At 55.5% G+C, this 18,864-nt stretch carries 12 protein-coding genes and 2 pseudogenes; 1 reads left to right on the top strand and 13 read right to left on the bottom strand.

Annotated elements, in window-relative coordinates:
* Nucleotides 1-230 precede the first annotated feature (230 nt).
* From OZX57_RS02105 to OZX57_RS02075, 7 genes and pseudogenes are all read right to left on the bottom strand, one after another.
* Nucleotides 231-434 carry a hypothetical protein gene (locus OZX57_RS02105; RefSeq protein ID WP_277162907.1) on the bottom strand — a complete coding sequence of 68 codons (204 nt, stop codon included), beginning with the start codon at nt 432-434 and terminating at the stop codon, nt 231-233.
* The gene (locus OZX57_RS02100; RefSeq protein WP_277162529.1) at nt 431-4,048 is read right to left on the bottom strand and encodes a helicase; all 3,618 of its coding nucleotides are present in this window, start codon (nt 4,046-4,048) and stop codon (nt 431-433) included. Before OZX57_RS02100 ends, OZX57_RS02105 begins: the two co-directional genes overlap by 4 nt.
* Entirely contained in the window at nt 4,045-5,961 is a 1,917-nt protein-coding gene (locus OZX57_RS02095) for an FHA domain-containing protein (RefSeq protein WP_277162528.1), read from the bottom strand. Before OZX57_RS02095 ends, OZX57_RS02100 begins: the two co-directional genes overlap by 4 nt.
* A gap of 275 nt (nt 5,962-6,236) precedes the next feature.
* A complete protein-coding gene (gene rplL, locus OZX57_RS02090) occupies nt 6,237-6,620 on the bottom strand; it encodes a 50S ribosomal protein L7/L12 (protein ID WP_277162527.1) in 384 nt (127 codons plus the stop codon).
* A gap of 121 nt (nt 6,621-6,741) precedes the next feature.
* A complete protein-coding gene (rplJ, locus tag OZX57_RS02085) occupies nt 6,742-7,263 on the bottom strand; it encodes a 50S ribosomal protein L10 (protein ID WP_277162526.1) in 522 nt (173 codons plus the stop codon).
* A 561-nt stretch (nt 7,264-7,824) separates the two neighbouring features.
* A pseudogene (locus tag OZX57_RS02080) lies at nt 7,825-9,218 on the bottom strand (NCS2 family permease).
* Nucleotides 9,219-9,251: 33 nt separating this feature from the next.
* A complete protein-coding gene (locus OZX57_RS02075) occupies nt 9,252-9,512 on the bottom strand; it encodes a hypothetical protein (RefSeq protein WP_277162525.1) in 261 nt (86 codons plus the stop codon).
* Nucleotides 9,513-10,281: 769 nt separating this feature from the next.
* On the opposite strand from OZX57_RS02075, the gene OZX57_RS02070 reads away from it, so the two are divergent.
* Nucleotides 10,282-11,130 carry a hypothetical protein gene (locus OZX57_RS02070; protein WP_277162524.1) on the top strand — a complete coding sequence of 283 codons (849 nt, stop codon included), beginning with the start codon at nt 10,282-10,284 and terminating at the stop codon, nt 11,128-11,130.
* An 800-nt stretch (nt 11,131-11,930) separates the two neighbouring features.
* Here OZX57_RS02070 and pstB read toward each other — a convergent pair.
* The 6 genes and pseudogenes from pstB to OZX57_RS02040 all read right to left on the bottom strand — a co-directional run bounded on the left by pstB (nt 11,931) and on the right by OZX57_RS02040 (nt 18,705).
* Nucleotides 11,931-12,710 (bottom strand): phosphate ABC transporter ATP-binding protein PstB, encoded by a 780-nt coding sequence (pstB, locus tag OZX57_RS02065; RefSeq protein WP_277162523.1) that lies wholly within the window; start codon nt 12,708-12,710, stop codon nt 11,931-11,933.
* Between the two features lie 245 nt (nt 12,711-12,955).
* Entirely contained in the window at nt 12,956-14,035 is a 1,080-nt protein-coding gene (gene pstA / locus OZX57_RS02060) for a phosphate ABC transporter permease PstA (RefSeq protein ID WP_277162522.1), read from the bottom strand.
* A pseudogene (gene pstC / locus OZX57_RS02055) lies at nt 14,032-14,981 on the bottom strand (phosphate ABC transporter permease subunit PstC). Before pstC ends, pstA begins: the two are co-directional and overlap by 4 nt.
* 128 nt (nt 14,982-15,109) lie before the next feature.
* Nucleotides 15,110-16,234: a phosphate ABC transporter substrate-binding protein PstS gene (locus tag OZX57_RS02050; protein WP_277162521.1), complete on the bottom strand. Its 1,125-nt coding sequence runs from the start codon at nt 16,232-16,234 to the stop codon at nt 15,110-15,112.
* A 435-nt stretch (nt 16,235-16,669) separates the two neighbouring features.
* Complete coding sequence (gene mtnN, locus OZX57_RS02045; RefSeq protein ID WP_277162520.1) at nt 16,670-17,362, bottom strand: 5'-methylthioadenosine/S-adenosylhomocysteine nucleosidase; 693 nt, start codon at nt 17,360-17,362, stop codon at nt 16,670-16,672.
* Nucleotides 17,363-17,481: 119 nt separating this feature from the next.
* Complete coding sequence (locus OZX57_RS02040; RefSeq protein ID WP_277162519.1) at nt 17,482-18,705, bottom strand: 3-deoxy-7-phosphoheptulonate synthase; 1,224 nt, start codon at nt 18,703-18,705, stop codon at nt 17,482-17,484.
* Nucleotides 18,706-18,864: the final 159 nt, after the last annotated feature.

The raw sequence follows: 18,864 nt of genomic DNA, 5'->3' as shown, positions 1-18,864 counted from the left end.
AAGTGTCGGCAAAGAAAGAATGGTGGACGAGAACGTGATAGTAAAGACAAACAAGGAAGGATAACGCGAAGAAAAAATGTTATAGCAACGGTAATAAAAGATGACAGATGGGCAGACAGCAGCAAAGTTGAGGGCAAAAGGGATGATACGAGAAAAGGTGACAGCCTGATAAAGCCATCACCTTTTCGCATCAAGAAACATACAGGTTTTGCTTGCCTTACTGCTCCAGTCTATTGATCTCGCTCGCTGAAGATGCCCCAATGCGGCGGTAGCTCACGCAGAATCCGGCTGTCATCGTCGTGTTGTTTGCTGCCCTGTGGGCGTCGGTCCGACGGGTCAAAATCAGCGCCATCGACATCGAAACGCTCATTGCCTTCGCGCACCACGCGCTTGTGGACGCGTGGCGAGCGGCGATGGGGATCGTAAGCCATCAGCGGACCTCACGATACATGTCACTGATACGGGCGACGATACGATCGACTTCCTTATCCGGGTTAACGAACGCAGCAACGCTCCAGACCGTGATCACCGACCAGCCCAACGACTCAAGATCCTGCGGAAGGACACGATGACGCTTGCGAGTGGACTGAATGCCCATGAACTGCGCGTTATCGGTCATCACCGCCAATGAGAAAGGCTTGTCTTTCAAACCGACGACAAGAGGAATGGAGGCACCACCATCGAAACCATAATTGGCAGCCACCTTGAGCCCACGAGCACGAATGCGATCGGCAAGATCGTCAAAGAGAACATTGTCTCCCTTAAGCGACACCGAAGGGCGTACTACTTCCTTGCCCAGATGCTCTGCCCAATGAAGCATGACCTTCAACAGCTTCGGCCCAGACTGATGAAGACGGTCGTCTTCCATGTCTTCCGATCCGAAAGCGGAAACGATGTCAAGATTGCGATCAGCCAAAGCGAGCGCATCAAGCAGCTTGCCGTCGCCACCTTCGCCTTCGAGCGCACCGAACTGCTGGAGCAGACGACCGTGGGACGTTTTGGCGAAGCAGAGCGAAAGGATGACATCAGTGGAACGAATGCCGGCCACCTCATCGATGTCGACCAGACGAACATGGCGCAGGAACCGACCCATCGCCTCGTTCTTGCTAGCAAGCGACTTCAGCTCGGCGCCCAGCCTGGTGCGGAACACCGGTGTCAGCGTGACCACTGCCAACAGATAACCGGTCGGTACAACCGTGAAACTGGCAGCACGCCTCTTGATGATGGCGATGACTTCGTCAATCTCCTGTTGACTGCTTTCGACCAAACCTGTGGCAAGCACCGGCACACCATTGGCTTCGACCCTGTGGAAACGCGTTCTGCCCTGCATGGCTTCCGTAGCTACATTCCTGGGCACGCTGCCGTAACCTTGCGTGGCAAGGAAGGAGGCAAGACGCGGATCGCGGCACACCGGACGAGCATCGACCGTGACTTTGGGCAGCAAAGCGACCAAAGCCTTCAACGCCTCAGAGGTGATGGTGGACTGGTGAGCAATGACGATTACACGCTTGGCGCGGCTGACAATACCGAGCAACTCGAGAGACGGCAAGTGCGAGGCGGCATCGATGATAGCAACATCGGCCAACGGCGCGGGATCGCTCAACACAGCCAGAGTGGAAGGCGTGGCCATAATCACCGGTTTGGCCGCACCGAGAATCTGCGGATATTCACGGACGATACGGCTCAACGGCACACGGGCATTGCTCGCCAAAAGCGTGTGCAGCTGATTGGCTTCCTGGGTATGGGAGAAGAGCAGATCACACAGACGACGCATCGATTCCTGATCGATCATGGGGCCGATGGAATTAACATGGTCCACGTCTACCTGCACAAAACGATCGGCGGCGGACTGCAACGCGGAGCCGTCCTGATTGGAGATGATGGCCGAGGAACGCACGATGTCCTCGAAAACCGTGGTCCACCAGGAAAGCTGGAGTTCGCCTTCCACTGCATCAACAGTCACCCGACGAGTACGCAGATCTTCAATCAGCGCATCGAGTCCGATGGAATGGAAATCGCGTTCCAGGCAGGCACGGCCCGGCAATGTGTCCAGCGACTTGCGGTCGGCGTAAAGCAGCTTCAGTCGTTCTTCGAGCTGGCCCAAATCGACGGATTCAAGATCGCCGCCGGCGACAGTGGTAGCCAGCACGGCATCGAGCGCGGTAATCCCCCGCATCAGGGATTCCTGCGTTTCCACAATGGAGTCAAGCTTGGGCGGCAGCACCGGCCAACCGCCGTGAGGCACAATCTCATGCCACTGCTCGGATTGTTTGGCGACGACCTGCAATGCATCGTGCAGATCTTCCACCTGAGAACCGGCACGGAGCAGGCCCTTAGCCTCTTTGACATGCCGACGACGTTCCCAGAAGCCCATGCTGCTGCCCTCTGCCTTGCGCTGTGCTTTAGGCTTGCTGGCTTCAATCATCGAGTCGATATCACGTTCGAAGATCTCAGGCTGGAAAACATCGAGCACGCGGCGCAGATTCTTCAGCACCGTGACCTGACGGCTCCATTCCTTAACGGTGTTAGGCACTGGGAAGCCGCAGGTCTCCGCGACAGATGCCACCTGCTCACGAGTGGCGGGCAGCAGGCGTTGCAGAAGGTTCTCGACGTTCTGGTAGGCCGCAACAGCATCGTCATTGGAGAACAGCGACGCTCCGAACCACGGGGTGTCTTCCGGACCGATGGTGAATTCGCCGTACCGGCCGGCCTCACGCAGCTTCTTGGTCCAATCCTCCATGTGCGGAGCGATGGCACGTGCGGTTTCCTTGGAAAGGCGGACATGGGTGGCCGGATGAGTCGGCATCGCCGAGATACTGGCCAGGTTCTGGATGGTCTGGTAGGCGGAAACGCCCCATTCCTTGCTCACCCCGTGCAGGTCTCCAAGATAGCGGGTCAGTCGCGAGCGCACTCCGACCAACTCGTCGGCAACCTGATCGAAACGTGCCACCGAAGCACCCGGTTGGTAGCCTACAGCCGCAATCAGCTCCTGATCAATCTGTTGCGCCCCCTTGGGATCGGCCATGTCGATGACACGGTTGCCCAAGCGGTGGGATTCCATGACGTGCGTGAACCGTTTCTTCTGTTCTGCGACGCCAGGCACATACAGCACGGTCTTCCCCTCGCCGATGCAACGCGAAGCGATGGCGGCGGAGATTTGCGCGGTATCGGTACCTGCGGCATCGTCGACGAACAGCGAGTGGCCCAACGCCGCCATATTCGCCGCATAACGAACCACATTATCGACATCCCCGGCTTCGTGCTCGCTATGAGGGTCGGAATCGAAGGGGCTATACACTGCCAGTTTGCTGTCTTTCAGCGCGCTGACTGCATCGCTGTTGCCCGCCAACGCATCAAGGGTGGCATTGCCGCTGGGCTTCTTTTCCAAAGCATCGATGATGTGGCGACCCTCGGCAAGCATCTTGGTGGAGGGGTCCATAAAGCAACCCAGCACGATGTTGCGTTCGATGTCGAAATCGGCAAGTACCGGTTTGACTTCGTCAATGATGGCGGTGAACACCGAAGAGGTGTCGGGAGTACCGCTGGCATAATTCCTGCCATCGAACAAGGCAGATTCATCGATATCGATATGCTGCTCGTGCATCGCGGTAGTAAATGCAGGGTTGAGGCTCACATGACCGGTGAATCGTATGGTGGCATCGGTCTCACGGCCATCCGGCTTGCGTTGTACTTCAACCGGATACAGCAACACTGGCACAGAGTTGCCCTTCCATCCGGCAACGCCGACAACCAGCGAAAGCTCGGCCACACCGGCGGCACGTGCCTTAACGGCCTCGTCTTCCAACACACGTTCAAGGTGACGGCCCGCCGCGCGCAGCATGCCCGCATCGCGGAACATGGAATCAAGCGTGGTGTGACCACTGGCGAAAAGTTGGGCGATGCCCGAGGGGTGGGCATGGGTCAAATCAAGCTGGGCGGTCAGTTGCCTGACATCCTCCAAAGGCGAGGGAACGAGCCCACTACGGTAGCTGTCATACCATTGGCGCATGCGCTCGATACCGCTCGCTGCCTGCTTCGTGTCACTCATTGTTCGCGTCCCTCCGCAACCTGTTTACGATATTCGACATAGCCGGAATTGGCGGCCAGCGCGGTGTCGATGTCGTTGTTGCCCACCGCCGAAAGCCATTCATACAAATCGTCATATAATGAAGGATTCATCGCCAGGAACGGCAGCAGCTCCGGATGCTTTGCCATCTCGAACTGCTGGGAAAAATCGGTAGTCCGTTTGGCATCATCGGAACTCATGCCCTCGATCTCGACCTCGGGCGCCTTCTGATCGAATTCACCGTTCGACACCTTTTCAAAAACCGAACCAGGCTCGAACGTCGGCTTGAACGCCTGTGTCTCATCAAGGCCAGAAGTTCCGGAAACCGGCGAGGAACCCATGTCGCGCACCACGGGCCGCATGAACTTGTTGCGTTCCTCATCACTTGCTTTGGAAGATTCATTGGTTGGGATATTGCCAGCCGGAGTCATGTTTTGCGTACTCACTGGCCTACTGCCATTTGGGCGAGGATCTTTATCCATGGGAACGAATACTGCACTGTCGGAACCTGAGCGAGAGAACTTCTCAGCAGATTGCTCGTTGCCGCTTACGCTGCCACTCATATTCATTGGCTGGTTGGCGTTGGCAGTTACATTATCGGTGTTGCGCTCGGAGGCACGTTCGACATTGCCGTTCAAGCCTGAAATACGACCAGACGCAGAGGCTTGGCCTGTGACAGCAATTGAACCGCCATTACGAATCTTCTGCTGCACATCTGCAGACTGAACCGGACCTTGCTGTGAGCCAGCAGACTGAACCGAGTCCTGTGGCAGGCCAACAGATTGAATCGAACTTTGCTGTACACCAGCAGGGCGAACCGCATTCTCCTGCTGAACCAGTTGAGAAGAAGTCTGACTATTCTGCCCATCGCCTCGACGCGAAGGCAACGAGACCCGCTGCACTCCCGACTCGCTCTGCGCCGCCTGCACCGGAGAATCGGCTGATGAATCAGCGGAATCCTGAGATTGGGAGACTGCAGAGGAAGGAGCCTGGGACCGTTGCATCGCCTGCGCTTCCCCACCGTTTCCAGCAGGCGCAGAATGGTTTTCCAACTCGCTTTCCATCGCGTCCTTGAACAAATCGCGTGCCTTGCCATCGCCAGACTGCGCATCCGAGGCGGCCATTACATTGAGCGAGATACGATCCACCGCATGATTGATTTCATCGTTTACAGTCGCTTCTGCAGGGTTGGCAACGGCACCTTCAACGGCACCTTCCCCGGGTTCCTTTTCGTCACTTACCTCGGAGTCCTTAACGTCTTTATTATCTGCGTTATTAGCGTTGCCCTGTTCAGGCTGGGCGCTTTGCGAAAGCTGCCCATCACCATGCCCTGTGCCAACAGCGGAAGCGGATTGCAGACGGTTGGCGACATCAGCCGCGCTAAAGGCCGTTGTGGGCTCGCCGGCGCGCAAGTTCAAAATGTCATCAACCGACATATCGGCCATGTCCGGTTCGATATCGGGGTTTTGCGCACCACTCAACGCGTAATCGAACAAATCGGTAACCAGATGATTGTCTTCAGCTTTTTCCTCGACGTCGATACGCACAAAATCGACAGGCACATCACCAAACTGCAGACGAACTGGCGAATCCGGAAGAATGAAATCTTGATTGGCCTTGAGCCGGCGCAAGCCCTTGTCATCCACCACATACGACCCGTTGGTGGAATTGAGATCGGTGACCGAAGCACCGCCATTGTCGGCGACGGTGAACACCGCGTGACGCTTCGACATCGAACGGGTCTTGTCGTCTATCTCCAGGCGATGACGCCCATCATTGGCAAGCGGACGCAAGGGCCTCCGCCCAATCTCGACGTTTTCGCCGGGACCGACATCGACTTTCGTGGAGCCATTGACCTTGATGACCCAATGTTTCGTCGTTCGCGGATCAGACACCTTGCGGCCTCCCCTTATACACTTTTATTCGCGTTACTGCCATTGTGCCATGTTTCTGTCGAACTTAGCAGAAAAATGACAGACATTGACAACACTCACGCATGCGCCCGTTCCCGCTTATATCGGAAACACACCATATCTACTACGATAGCCGACAAAATGAACAAACCCTGCGAGCGGAGATTCCGCACACAGGGTTTGCAACAATCTGTCAAGCTTTCAGACACAGAGCGACATCATGCCGCTTTTGCCTGAAGCCTACAAGCAGGAAAGAACTACTTGAGTTCGACGGAGCCGCCGGCCTCTTCGATCTCAGCCTTAGCCTTCTCGGCGTCTTCCTTCTTGGCCTTCTCGAGAACGGTGGCAGGAGCGCCGTCGACGAGAGCCTTGGCCTCAGCCAGGCCCTTGCCGGTGATGTTCTTGACGGCCTTGATGACCTGAATCTTCTTGTCGCCGAAGGAGGAGAGAACCACGTCGAACTCGGACTTCTCTTCTTCGCCAGCGCCTGCACCAGCGGCAGGAGCAGCAGCAACAGCAACAGCCGGAGCGGAAGCTTCGACGTCGAACTCTTCCTCGAACTTCTTGACGAAGTCGGAGAGTTCAACCAGGGTCATTTCCTTGAACGCATCGAGGAGCTCATCGCTTGAGAGCTTAGCCATAATGGCTTCCTTTCAATCATGGCAACGGATGTTTGTTGGGTTCCGTCACCTAAATTCTTAAATATTTTTAATTTTCACTGCAAAACTGCACGATGTCTACGCGGCCGGAACCGCGAGGAAATCAAGCGGCCTTTTCCTGCTTTTCGCGCAGGGCGTCGATCGTACGCACAGCCTTGGTAGGCAGAGCGGCGAACGTGCGAGCGGCCTTGGACATGGAGCCCTTGAGGTCGCCTGCCATCCTGGAGAGCAGGGTCTCGCGAGACTCGAGGTTCGCGAGCACTTTGAAGCCTTCGGCGTCGTACATGGTTCCGTCTGCGAAACCACCCTTGATGACGAGGGCTGGGGTTTTCTTGGCAAAGTCACGCAGGACCTTCGCAGCCTCGACGTAATCACCCTTCACGAAGGTGATTGCGGAGGGGCCGGAAAGGACTTCATCGAAGCCCTCGTATCCAGCCTCTTTGGCGGCGATGCGAGCGAGCGTGTTCTTAGCCACTGAGTAGGAAGTATCGCGGCCTAGCTTTTCACGCAGATCGGAAATCTGCGGAACGGTAAGCCCGCGGTACTCGGTAAGGTAAACCGCATCGGCGTTACGGAATTGCTCCGTAAGCTCGGCGATCACCGCTTCCTTTTCGGGCCTTTTCATGGCGTTCCTTCCTGAGTCGACCATTGATTGGGAAGTTGGAACGTTTCGGCTTGATGAGCGATTTCCTGCATTGCTGCAAACTTGCAACCCTACAAAAAATGCCCTGCACATAGGCAGAGCACCATACCAGCCGCTTGCACGACCCGCCTCTTACAAGGCTTATGACATTCAACCTATGCTGGCCTGGCGAACCAAACTTCGAGAGGCTTGCACCTCTAACCAACAGTCTGTGGTTTACAAATGAACAGTATACGGACGGCGGCCGACCACGCGACACGCCCCGCAACCTAGGTAGATAGCACCTGTGAGGGTGTCATCGCTACTTCCCTGCTGAACACCGCTGCAACGAAAAGCACGAAAAGTAGGCCGAAACATACTTTTCACCGCACCTTCACCATTAACACGACCAAAAGCACGAAAATGGGGCCAAAACGCACTTTTCGCCGCAACTGACGATAAATTGCGGCGAAAAGTATGCGATCCAAAGAGTTGACAGAAGTCAACCAGCTTCTCAGCCCATCAAGCGACCAGACAATCAGCCTCGATGGCGACGGCGGACAATCAGAGAACGGCCTGCAAGGCGAAGTCGAGGACGAAGAGAGCAGTGACGATCCACATCACCGGGCTGATGTCCTTGGTCTTGCGCTTGCAGATCTTGACCAGGCAGTACATGATGAAGCCCGCGGCGATGCCGTAGGAAATCGAGTACGAAAGCGCCATGAACACCGAGGCGAAGAGGGCCGGAATGGCCTCGGCGAGGTCGCCCCAGTCGACTTCCTTCAAGCTGGAGGCCATCATGCAGCCGACCACGACCAAGACGCCGGCCGTTGCGGCGGACGGGATCGCGGAGACCAGCGGCGAGAGGAACATCGAGATGATGAAGCAGACGGCCACGGTTACCGAAGTCAGGCCAGTGCGGCCGCCCGCGGCAATGCCGGCCGAGGACTCGACGTAGGTGGTGATGTTGGAGGTGCCGAACAAGCCGCCGACGGAAGTGGCGATGGAATCGGCGAAGAGGGCCTTGTCCATCTTGGAGCTAAAGCCGTGGCCGTCGGCCATGTTCTTGATGTCCTGGTCGGAGAAGATGCCGGTCTTGCGGCCTGTGCCGACCAAGGTGCCGATGGTGTCGAACATATCGGCATCGAGAAGGCGAAGATGGTGACAATCACGAGTGGCAGACGACCGAGATTGCCGAAGAGCGCCGGGAAGCCCTGCGGGCTGAAGATCGCGAGGAAGGTGGTGGGCAGCTGGGCGAAGGTGGAGCCGATGGACACCGAATTGGACATGTTGGTCACGCCGAAGGGAATGCCGATGATGGCGGCGGCAATGATGGAAATCAACAACGAACCACGAACGTTAAGCAGAGTGAGCACGATGGCGATGGCCAAGCCGATGAGGAAGACCCAGAGTTCGGGGTTGTTGAGCATCGAAAGTCCAGGAGTCGCGTGAATTGGGCCGCCCTTGGCAGCAGCCTTCGGGTCGCCTGGGGTGAAGGAAATGAAACCGACGTTCAGCATGCCGACGTACATCACGAACAGACCGATGCCGCCACCGATGGCGTGCTGCAACGATTCGGGGATGCAGGCGATGATGAGCTTGCGGATGGAGGTAACGGTGACCAGAATATTGATCAGACCGCACAGGAACGTCATGCACAGCGTCTCTTGCCAGGTGAAGCCGAGGCCGGCGCAGACGGTGTAGGCGAAGAAGGCGTTGAGACCCATGCTTGCGGATTGCGCATAGGGAACGTTGGCGAAGAGGCCCATCACCAAGGTTCCGGCGACGGAGGCGATGATGGTGGCGAGGAACACGGCGCCCCACGGCATGCCGGTGGTGCTTAGGACTTGCGGATTGACGACGATAATATAGCTCATCGCGAAGAAGGTGGTGATGCCCGCTGTGATTTCAGTGGATACCGTAGTGTGATTTTCTTTGAGATGGAAGAACTTGTCCATCGTTCTCTCTTCCTTGGTTTGTGCATCGCCAAGTCAGGTTGCAGAAAATGGGCGGTCGGCGCTTACGGCGTTCAACACTACAAGACCGACGAACTTCACTAACTGTTGATGAATGAATTGACGATACGGAGGTTGCTGCGACTCGCCCGCGGTTCCGCGGACGTATCGAATATAACATCCCCACCGGCCATAATTCTTCCAGCGTGTCTGGTAGAGTTCTGGATTAAAAATCTTTTCTGTACCATTAAACAGCATATCGTCTTCTGAATTTTGATTGGCAATCATCGTAACCATAAAGTTATGTCTTTATTTTGTATGAGCTCTGACAGGTAAAACCTTTACGTAATTTGTTAAACGTCAAAAGCGGCGATTAAATAGCATGCACTACATTCCACGGCTTAAAACTGAAAGCTCACAGCAGTGAGAAAATCCCTCGACAATAATTTGCTTTCCTGCTGTGTTTCTTCTCGTATTTCACAGCATTGAAGCAATAATTACTTTATTTAGCCTTTCCATGCTGCAAAAACACGGAAAGCAACAATACTTTTCGCAGAATTTCAACCTTTGATTTTTCTGGATACAGCACCGAACAGCAAAATCAACTTTCTAAGCCTTCCCTGCTACGAAACAGACTTCATCGCGAATTTGCCGGATTGCTCTGCACCATTCTTATTCATCAGGGAAATTACTATTTGTCGTCTATCCCGTTAGCTGTGCCGATATTCCTTCGACGCCTAAGCAAAACTCTATCCAAGTATCTGCTCAATTGTCTTTAATCAATCGCGAATATCATGCAAAATCGCCAATTAGGTCAGTTGAGGTAAGACCATAATTAGCCAATATCAATCAATACAATAATTCCAATCCATGCACACTTGCGCTTAGACGGCAACGAGTTATGCACAAACACGCCGAGAAGACAACCATTCGACCACATGACCGGAAAACGGCTCGGTAACAATGCAATATCCGCTAATGTGCTGATATGAGTCACAGAACGCCATCGATCGAAACCGCAGAATCCGCGAAATTACGCCAAACCGCTATGTCGAGATGCAGCCAAGTGACGAAAGCATTGGGAAGAGAGCTGTTGTTCGGAATGACGACTTCGCTTGAACTTCAAGGAATATCGTTACCCAAACATTGCGACCTTGACACCAACGCACTCCATACAACCGCAAGCTGTCAAAATCTCAGAGTCCAGAGCAAACTCGTCGAACACCATGTTTGGAAGATGCTCAAACCTGCATGCCAGGTACAAATATCCAAGCATGTCTTCACGCTGGATCTCATCAGCACTTGGGCGCAACTCGGCGCACATGTGCCATTAATGGACTTAATCGTGCTTGCCGAATCGATTATTCACGCGCAAGCGCATAATGACGTCGCGCAGATGAATCACATCCATCATCAATTTGTTTCATTCGTTACATCAGCACCGCGATTCACTGGCAAGCAACGGTGCAAGCAGGCCTTGAGGTTCATTATGCCAGGTGTCTGTTCACCCCGAGAAACCGAAAGCAGACTCGCGCTCCTCTCCCACGGCTTGCCCTGTCCAGAAGTCAATTTCATCGTTCCAGGGCTGAAATTTACATCCGGCGCGCCGATGACACTGGATATGGCTTGGCCCCAGTGGCATGTCGGCGTGGAATACGATGGAGACCAACATCGTTATGACAAGCAGCAATGGCACCGTGACCGAGAAAAACGGGATAAATTGCGTGCGAATGGATGGAGAATCGTCATCATTTCATCTGGCGATATCGATGACGACGAGGTCAGGGCGCGTTTTGCGTTGCAAGCCGGACGACAGCTGGCTTCCCGTGGTGCTTTATTCAACTTTTCCATAATCGCCAAGCCGCTCGAACGAATAAAAACAACCAAACCGGTAGCTATCACGAGCCGTTCGTAATGAAGTAGGACCATACCAATGCGCAATACGCCGAAACCAAGGTAGCCATGACGAGTTATCCACCAATGAAGTAGAACCAGCAACAAAGACTTGAGATCTGGAATTTATCTTCTGCGTTATGAGACATGCCCGTTTGGGCATATTAGGTAAATTGCGGGATTCACTGTGATTGAAACATCAAGTCTTGGTGAAGGAACAAAATCAGTGAGCTCAGGAAGGCCCAATACTGCCTTTTATCCTTGGAATCGTCGCATGGCAGTGTGTTCCATCTCGGAATTCGAGTACTAACAGGATATGGTTGCTATGCGTGTGAGCTCAAACACAATAAGTATGAGGTTCTTAAACGTATTTGAAGATTATTTTGCTTTCAATGCTGCGATTCCCAATACTCTTGCATGTAAAGCGGCGGAATGGCGTAGTCGATAATCTAATTGAACAGCAGAGAAAGATAGTTTCTTCCCGATTCGTCTTCGGTGCTGCGTGTTCACAGAACTGATTCATAAAAATTCCATTGCGGAAGTTCAATGCTGCAATTAAAAAGAATCAGCAGCACGGAATGGCAATCCGATATACAAAACGCTTTAGATGCTGCATAAAGTCATCAGCATGCAACATTGAAGGGAAAATATCGGAACCACGGCTTCCGTGCTGTCGATTTCGTCATTTAAAAAGCAAAACGGCGGAATAGCATAGAACTTTATTCATCTGAACAGCTCTGAATACCATATAAAGTGAACTTCTCCTTCACTGCTTCGCAGGCATGAATCTGCATGAGAAAGCATTGAATAATAACACCAAACTCAGCCAAAACGGCCGGAGATGTAGCGCTCGGCTTCCTCGTTTTGCGGGTTGTTGAACATCGTGGTGGTGTCGGCGAAATACTCGAGGTGGCCGGGTTTGCCGACGGCTTTCAGGTTGAAGAAGGCGGTGTAATCGGCAACACGGGCGGCCTGCTGCATGTTGTGGGTGACGATGACGATGGTATAGTCGCGCTTGAGCTCGTTGATCAAATCCTCGACAGCGAGCGTGGAGATCGGGTCAAGGGCGGAGCACGGCTCGTCCATCAGAAGCACCTGCGGGTGGACGGCGACGGCACGGGCGATGCACAGGCGCTGCTGCTGGCCGCCGGAAAGCCCGATGCCCGGTTTGTCGAGTCTGTCCTTGACCTCGTTCCAGAGATTCGCCCCGCGCAAAGCCCACTCCACCAAGTCATCGGCGTCAGACTTGGAAATGTGCCGGTTGTTCAGGCGGATGCCGGCCAGCACATTCTCACGGATGGACATCGTCGGGAACGGGTTGGCCTTCTGGAAGACCATGCCGACATCGCGACGCACGGCCACCGGGTCGACGCCCTTGCCGTAGAGATCGTGGCCGTCAAGCAGGACCTTGCCTTCGACGCGAGCGCCTGGCGTGATCTCGTGCATGCGGTCGAGCGTGCGCAGAACTGTGGATTTTCCACAGCCGGACGGTCCGATGAAGGCTGTCACCTTGTTGGCCTGAATGTTGAGGTTGACGTCTTCAACGGCCAGGAAATCACCGTAGTAGACGTTGAGGTGTTCGACATCAATGCGTTGCCCCATGTTGACTCGCTTTCATTGTTGATACCGATATTGGAATTCGTGTCGCCTTTACGTATGGCGCTTTTCAGACGCTACCGTTCAAAAAGCGCACTTTGCCGAATCTCGAATGCGCTTTTCACACGCTGCCGTCAGATGCCTGCACTTTAGCGAATCCAAAATGCACTTTTCGCACGCTAACGTCAAAAAGTGCGCGCGCATCGAGGCCGATGAGCTATGATACGTGATTAATCGCGCGATATAGCCCCTCACTTAGATGCCTCCACGCTGAAAAGACGCTGCACCAGACGACCGATGAGATTCAGGACCAGCACAATGGCAATGAGCACAAGGGCCGCCGCCCACGAACGCTCGGAAGGAATGGAAGCGACGCAGCCGAAGCCGGCGCTGGGCGGGCAAGTCACCGACATCTTGCTGTATTCCTGGTAGACAAAGACCGGCAACGTGGTCATCTGCCCACTGAAGAGGTTCCAGTTGGTGGTGACGATGAATCCGGCCGTCATCAAGAGCGGCGCGGTTTCGCCAATCACGCGGGCGATGGCGAGAATGACGCCAGAGACGATGCCCGGAAGCGCCGTTCGCAAGACGACTTTGACGATGGTCCGAGATTTGGTGACTCCGAGCGCATACGAGGCCTCGCGCAGGTCGTCGGGGACGATGCGCAGCATTTCGACGCTGGAATTGACCACCGTGGGAATCATCAGAATCGAAAGCGCGACCGAGCCTTCGAAACCGTTGGAGACACCAGGACCCATCAGAATCGAGAACAGGGAGAAGGCGAAAAGACCGGCAACGATAGAGGGAATGCCGCTCATCACGTTGACCAGCAGCGAGATGGCTTTGGCGAATTTGCCGCCACGCGCGTACTCCGTCAGATAGATCGCGCACATCAGGCCGACCGGCACGGATATCACCATTGCACCGAGCGTGACCTCCAGCGTGCCGATGATGGCGTGTTCGATGCCGCCGTGGCCGCCGGAGGGCGTGGGCATGCCACCGATGACGCCAGACATGTTGAACGACAGGAAGTTGAGATTGAGCCGTTTGACGCCGCGCGCGATAGTGGTCCAGAGCAGCGAAATCAGCGGAATCATCGCGACGATAAACGCAAGGCCGATGATTACCGCCATAATGCGGCTCTTCCATTCACGCTGCTTGAGCAGTGCTTCCGATGGCTTGAACTTTGAGAAATCGGGGGTGTGGCCAGCGAATTCCGAAGCGTTGGCAGCAGCATCGGAGGCTGCCACCACTGCATCGGCGGCAACGGTTCCGGCTTGAGAAGCATTCAAAGCGATCGATTCTGCCATGCCCTTGTCACGTTCTTTCATCGCGCACCTCCCTTCTTGGTGATGCGTCGGGCAAGGAGATTCACCACGAACGTGATGACGAAGAGGACGAGACCGGTAGCAATCAGAGCGGAGACGCCAAGCGAATCAGCTTCAGGGTATTGCGCGGCGATGTTGGCGGCGATGGTCTGGCTTTTCGATGCCTGCAGCCAGTGCCACGAATAGGTCATGCCTGGCGAAAGCACCATCATCACGGCCATGGTCTCCCCAGTGCGCGGCCAAGCGCCAGCATCGAGGCCGAGACCATGCCGGACTTAGCGAACGGCAGGGCGGTCAGCTTGATCATCTCCCATTTGGTGGCACCCAGCGCGAGCGCCGCTTCCTGATTGAGTCGCGGAGTCTGGGCGAAGATGTCGCGGGTCATCGAAGTGATGATGGGCATGATCATGATGGCCAGAATCACCGCGGCGCTGGCTACGGTGCGTGGCGGGTTGGCGGCAGGGCCGGCGAACAACGGAATCCAGCCCAGATGTTTGGAAACCCAATTCCAGAACGGGTACATCGCCGGAACCAGCACCAGCGCGCCCCACAGGCCGTAGATGACCGAAGGAATTGCGGCCAGCAAATCAACGACGTAATTGAGCACTGTGCCGAGGCGTTTCGGCGCGTAGAAGGTGATGAACAAGGCCACGCCAACAGCTATAAAAAAGGCGATTGCCAGCGCAAGCGCCGCAATCACCACAGTACCGAAAACCAGAGGCCCGACATATTGCCAGAACCCGTGTGCCTTGCCGCCGCTCAGGGAGGCGAAAACCGCGGAAGTCTTAGCCTGCGGACCGGCAAAAATCGGCCAGGCGCGCAGCAGCAGGAAGAGCACCACCGCGCCCAAAGCCACCAATATCAAGGCACCACAGCACACGGCCACCGCATGGAAAATCCGGTCTTGGCTATGCCTGTGCGGCTTGGCATCCACCGCACCCACGGACATCGCCTCGCCCGCGCCACCGCTTTCTGATGTCATCGTCACGCTTCTCCTAAATCTCGAATCCGAAGCCTGCCAACACTTCCGGCAACGCTTGCGATTTGTTGATGGTCTTGAAGAAAAATTTGATTACGTTATTTCGTCTGTATGGTATTCACGGATTTCAGGGCGCTTTGCGTCAATGCTCCGCCCAGCGCCGCCGAGCCGGTGTTGTCCGCGGCGACTTCCTGGCCGGAGTCGCTCAGGACATAGTCCAACCAGCTGCGAACGAAGGCGCCGGTTTTGGCGTCCTTGTAGGCAGGGCACGCCACGGCATACGACGAGGAAACCACCGGGTAGTTGCCTGCGACGGCGGTGCCGTAATCGACGTCCACCACCACACGTTTGCTGCCCTTGGGCATCTGGCGCAACGGCGAGGTGTTCACCGTTTTCGCGGCGGCCTCAGCGGTAGGCGCGACATAATCGGAGCCGACCTTGACTGAGACCGTGCCGAAATTGCCGGCCTTGGCGAGATCAGCGTAACCGATGGTGCCATCGGCCTGGCCGATGCTGCTAACCACGCCGTCGGTGCCTTTGGCAGCCTGCCCGACCTCGTTAGGCCAGTTTTCCTGCGGATTGTAGCCCCAATCACTTGGCGCGGCAGCTTTGAGATACGACGTGAAATTGTTGGTGGTGCCGGACTTGTCGGAACGATGAATCACAGTGATCGGCACGGCAGGCAGATTTTCCTTGGGATTTTCGGCCTTGATGGCGTCGTCGTTCCATTGGGTGATCTTGCCGTCGAAAATACGGGCGATAATCCCGGCATCCATGTTCAGATGCTTGCCCTGCCCCGAAATGCCTTTGAGATTGAACATCACGGCTACAGGCGAGACGTAAACCGGAACGTCGAAGGCGCTGCCGGATGCACAAATGCTCTGGGACTGCTCGACCTGCTGGTCGCTCAACGGCGCATCGGTGCCGGCCCATGCGATGGCGCCGGTCAGAAACGTGCTGACCCCCGCGCCGGAACCAGAAGGGTTGTAGGCAATCTTCGCATTGCGGTTCGTCTTCTGATAGGTCGCGATCCAAGCCTCCACTGCACCCTGCTGGGAGGAGGCACCTGCACCGTGGAACTCACCAGAGATTCCGGAGTTTTTGTCTTTTGCGGCATTGGAAGAATCGGCCGGGCTTGTATTGTCACCGCAGGCCGAAAGAGAAGCCATCATCGCCAACGAGGAAACGACAGCGATAAGGCGCTTGCACGTAGTGCTGTGCATGATGTTGCTCACGCTTTTATTATGTCAGAAGGTATGCCGTCAATGATTAGACAATCTGTGGCATTTCTGCTGCGGCACTTGGCAGCGCCGCCGACCAATCAAAAAATCGGCCTCCGACCGTGTGACAATTCGAAAACCGACCTTTTGTATGAATTATGCATGGCAGAAACACGAAAACAGCACCAGCAAATTATTTTTTGACGTCAGTGTCACCGACCAAATTTGTGGTGCCCCACCGACCAATGCGTCGACGGGGCACCGACCTTTTCATGCGAGAACCGTTCAGCCACAAGAAATCGAAGTCAGCGGTTTTCTCATTGAGCGAACAGACCTGCTGCGAAAACCGGCGCGTAGAATCGCGTCTCTACGACATGACTGATAGGTCCATACGCGGTCGATTTGCTTGGCTGAACAGTAGGAGCCAAAAGGCTCAGATCAAAGCCGAGTAACGATATCGACGGCGAGACGAGCGGCGGTGTCGGCGTACTCGGAGATGTCGAATTCCTTGAACTGCTCGTATTCGGTGTCGGCCTCGTCGGAAAGTGCGCGGATGACTAAAGCTGGCACATCGTTGCGGGCGGCTACGTGCGCCACGGCCGCACCTTCCATCTCCACCGCGTCGGCGTGCGTCTTTTCAGCAACCACGGCGGCCTGTTCCGGGGTGCCGATGAAATTGTTGCCAGAGGCGATGACGCCGGTCATGTGATGAATGCCCAGCTCGTCGAGCGCTTCGCCGGCCACATCAAGCAGGTGCTGGTCGCTATGGAATTCCTCGGTTTCAGGCTTCCACTGAGCGATCATGCGCATGTCGGAATCGAGGTAGCGCAGGGTGCCGCCGAGCACGACGTCGTTGATGTGCATGGATTTGTTGAGCGAGCCGGCGATTCCGGAGAAGATGACCGCATCGGGATGATAGTTGTCGACGAGGCACTGCGTGGTCGCGGCCGCGTTGACCAGGCCCATGCCACCGACGGTTGCGGCGACGGCAATCTGCTCGCCGGACTTGGAAGTCAGTGTGCCGACGTTGATGTCGAGGCTCGCGGTCTTGTTGTGCTTGACATCGTTCAGAGACTTCGCGATCAACGCGACTTCTTCTTCCATGGCCCCAATGATGGCAACGGTCTTCATGTTTCCTCGTTTCTTGATTTCGTTTTGTTTTTGGTCGAAATTGTTTTCAATATATCAGACGCAAATCAGGCATTCACGGCACAATCTTCGTCACAAAATTACGTATTAAATGACGCGAATCATGCGCCGCGGCGAACATCTACTGCGTCGGCAAGCTCTCGGAGGAGACGTTCCGTTTCGGGCCAGGCGATGCACTTGTCGGTGATTGACTTGCCGTATTCGAGTTGGGAAAGCGGAGCCGCCGGCTGATTGCCTCCGGCGATGAAACTTTCCATCATCAAGCCGGTGATATTGGGCTCGCCTACGGCGATGCGGCCGGCCAATTCACGCACGACCTCGGCCTGACGAATCTCGTCTTTGCCGGAATTGCCGTGCGAGCAGTCGATGATGAGACCGTGGCTCGCAGCGGAGTCCTCCGGCATCTCGCCACGAATATCCTGCATCGCTTGTCCGACCGACACCGCATCGTAATTGGGTCCGGTTGAGGAGCCGCGCAATACGACGTGGCAGTCAGGGTTGCCAAGTGTTTCGACGGCGCTTGCCCGGCCCAGATGGTCGATGCCGAAGAACGTATGCTGTTGAGCAGCCGTATAGCAGCCATCGATGGCGGCCTTGACGGACCCGTCTGTGGCGTTCTTGAAGCCAATCGGCATCGAAAGCCCACTGGCCAGTTGACGATGAATCTGCGATTCGGTGTTGCGCGCACCAATGACACCCCAGCTCACCGCATCGGAAATATATTGCGGGCTGGTCGGCTCCAGAAACTCCGTCGCAGCCGCAACACCCTGATCAAGCACACCAAGCAAAGTTTTGCGCGCGAGCAGCAGGCCCTTCTTGATGTTGTGACTGCCGTCGATGTCGGGGTCGTTGATCAGGCCCTTCCAGCCCACGGTGGTGCGTGGCTTCTCGAAATAGACGCGCATGACGATAAGCAAACGATCGCCGAGCTCGTCCTTCATCTTCGCCAGACGGCCCGCGTAATCCAGCGCTGCCGCAGGGTCGTGAACCGAGCAAGGACCGGTAATTACCAACAACCGGTCGTCTTTGCCATAGAGGCAGTTGCGAATCTCATCGCGGGAGCGAACGACCAAATCTGTCGCCTCGGAACTCAGCGGCATGTTGGAGAGCACATCGGCCGGAGTGGGCAACGGCTCAAGCTCGAAAACGCGACGGTTGACGATGCGATTGACGCCGGCCTCATCCTCCCAGCGCGTGATGCCACTGACCTTCAGAGGGTTCTCTCCGTTTTTCCGCGCCTTTTCGAAAGCGGCATGGTTTTTGGCGGCGTCAATGCCCTGGTCGTTCTGCTCACTGCTACCCGGCTTGCTTTCCGCGTTCGCCATCGCCAAACTTCTCTCTGTCGTAGTTGTCGATCTATTAGTCTTTGTCAACATATCGATCATAGCGCCGACAAGGCATACCAGACCACATCTGAAACTGTCACACTGCCGCGGCTAAAAGCATGCTTTCCCGCGTTTTTGTCGTAGTTGCATTTTTACTGC

This window comes from Bifidobacterium sp. ESL0682 (assembly GCF_029392815.1).
In the GTDB taxonomy this organism is placed as follows: Bacteria; Actinomycetota; Actinomycetes; order Actinomycetales; family Bifidobacteriaceae; genus Bifidobacterium.
The sequence above is the reverse complement of the archived record's forward strand: the minus strand, read 5'-3'. Positions and strand labels throughout refer to the sequence as shown.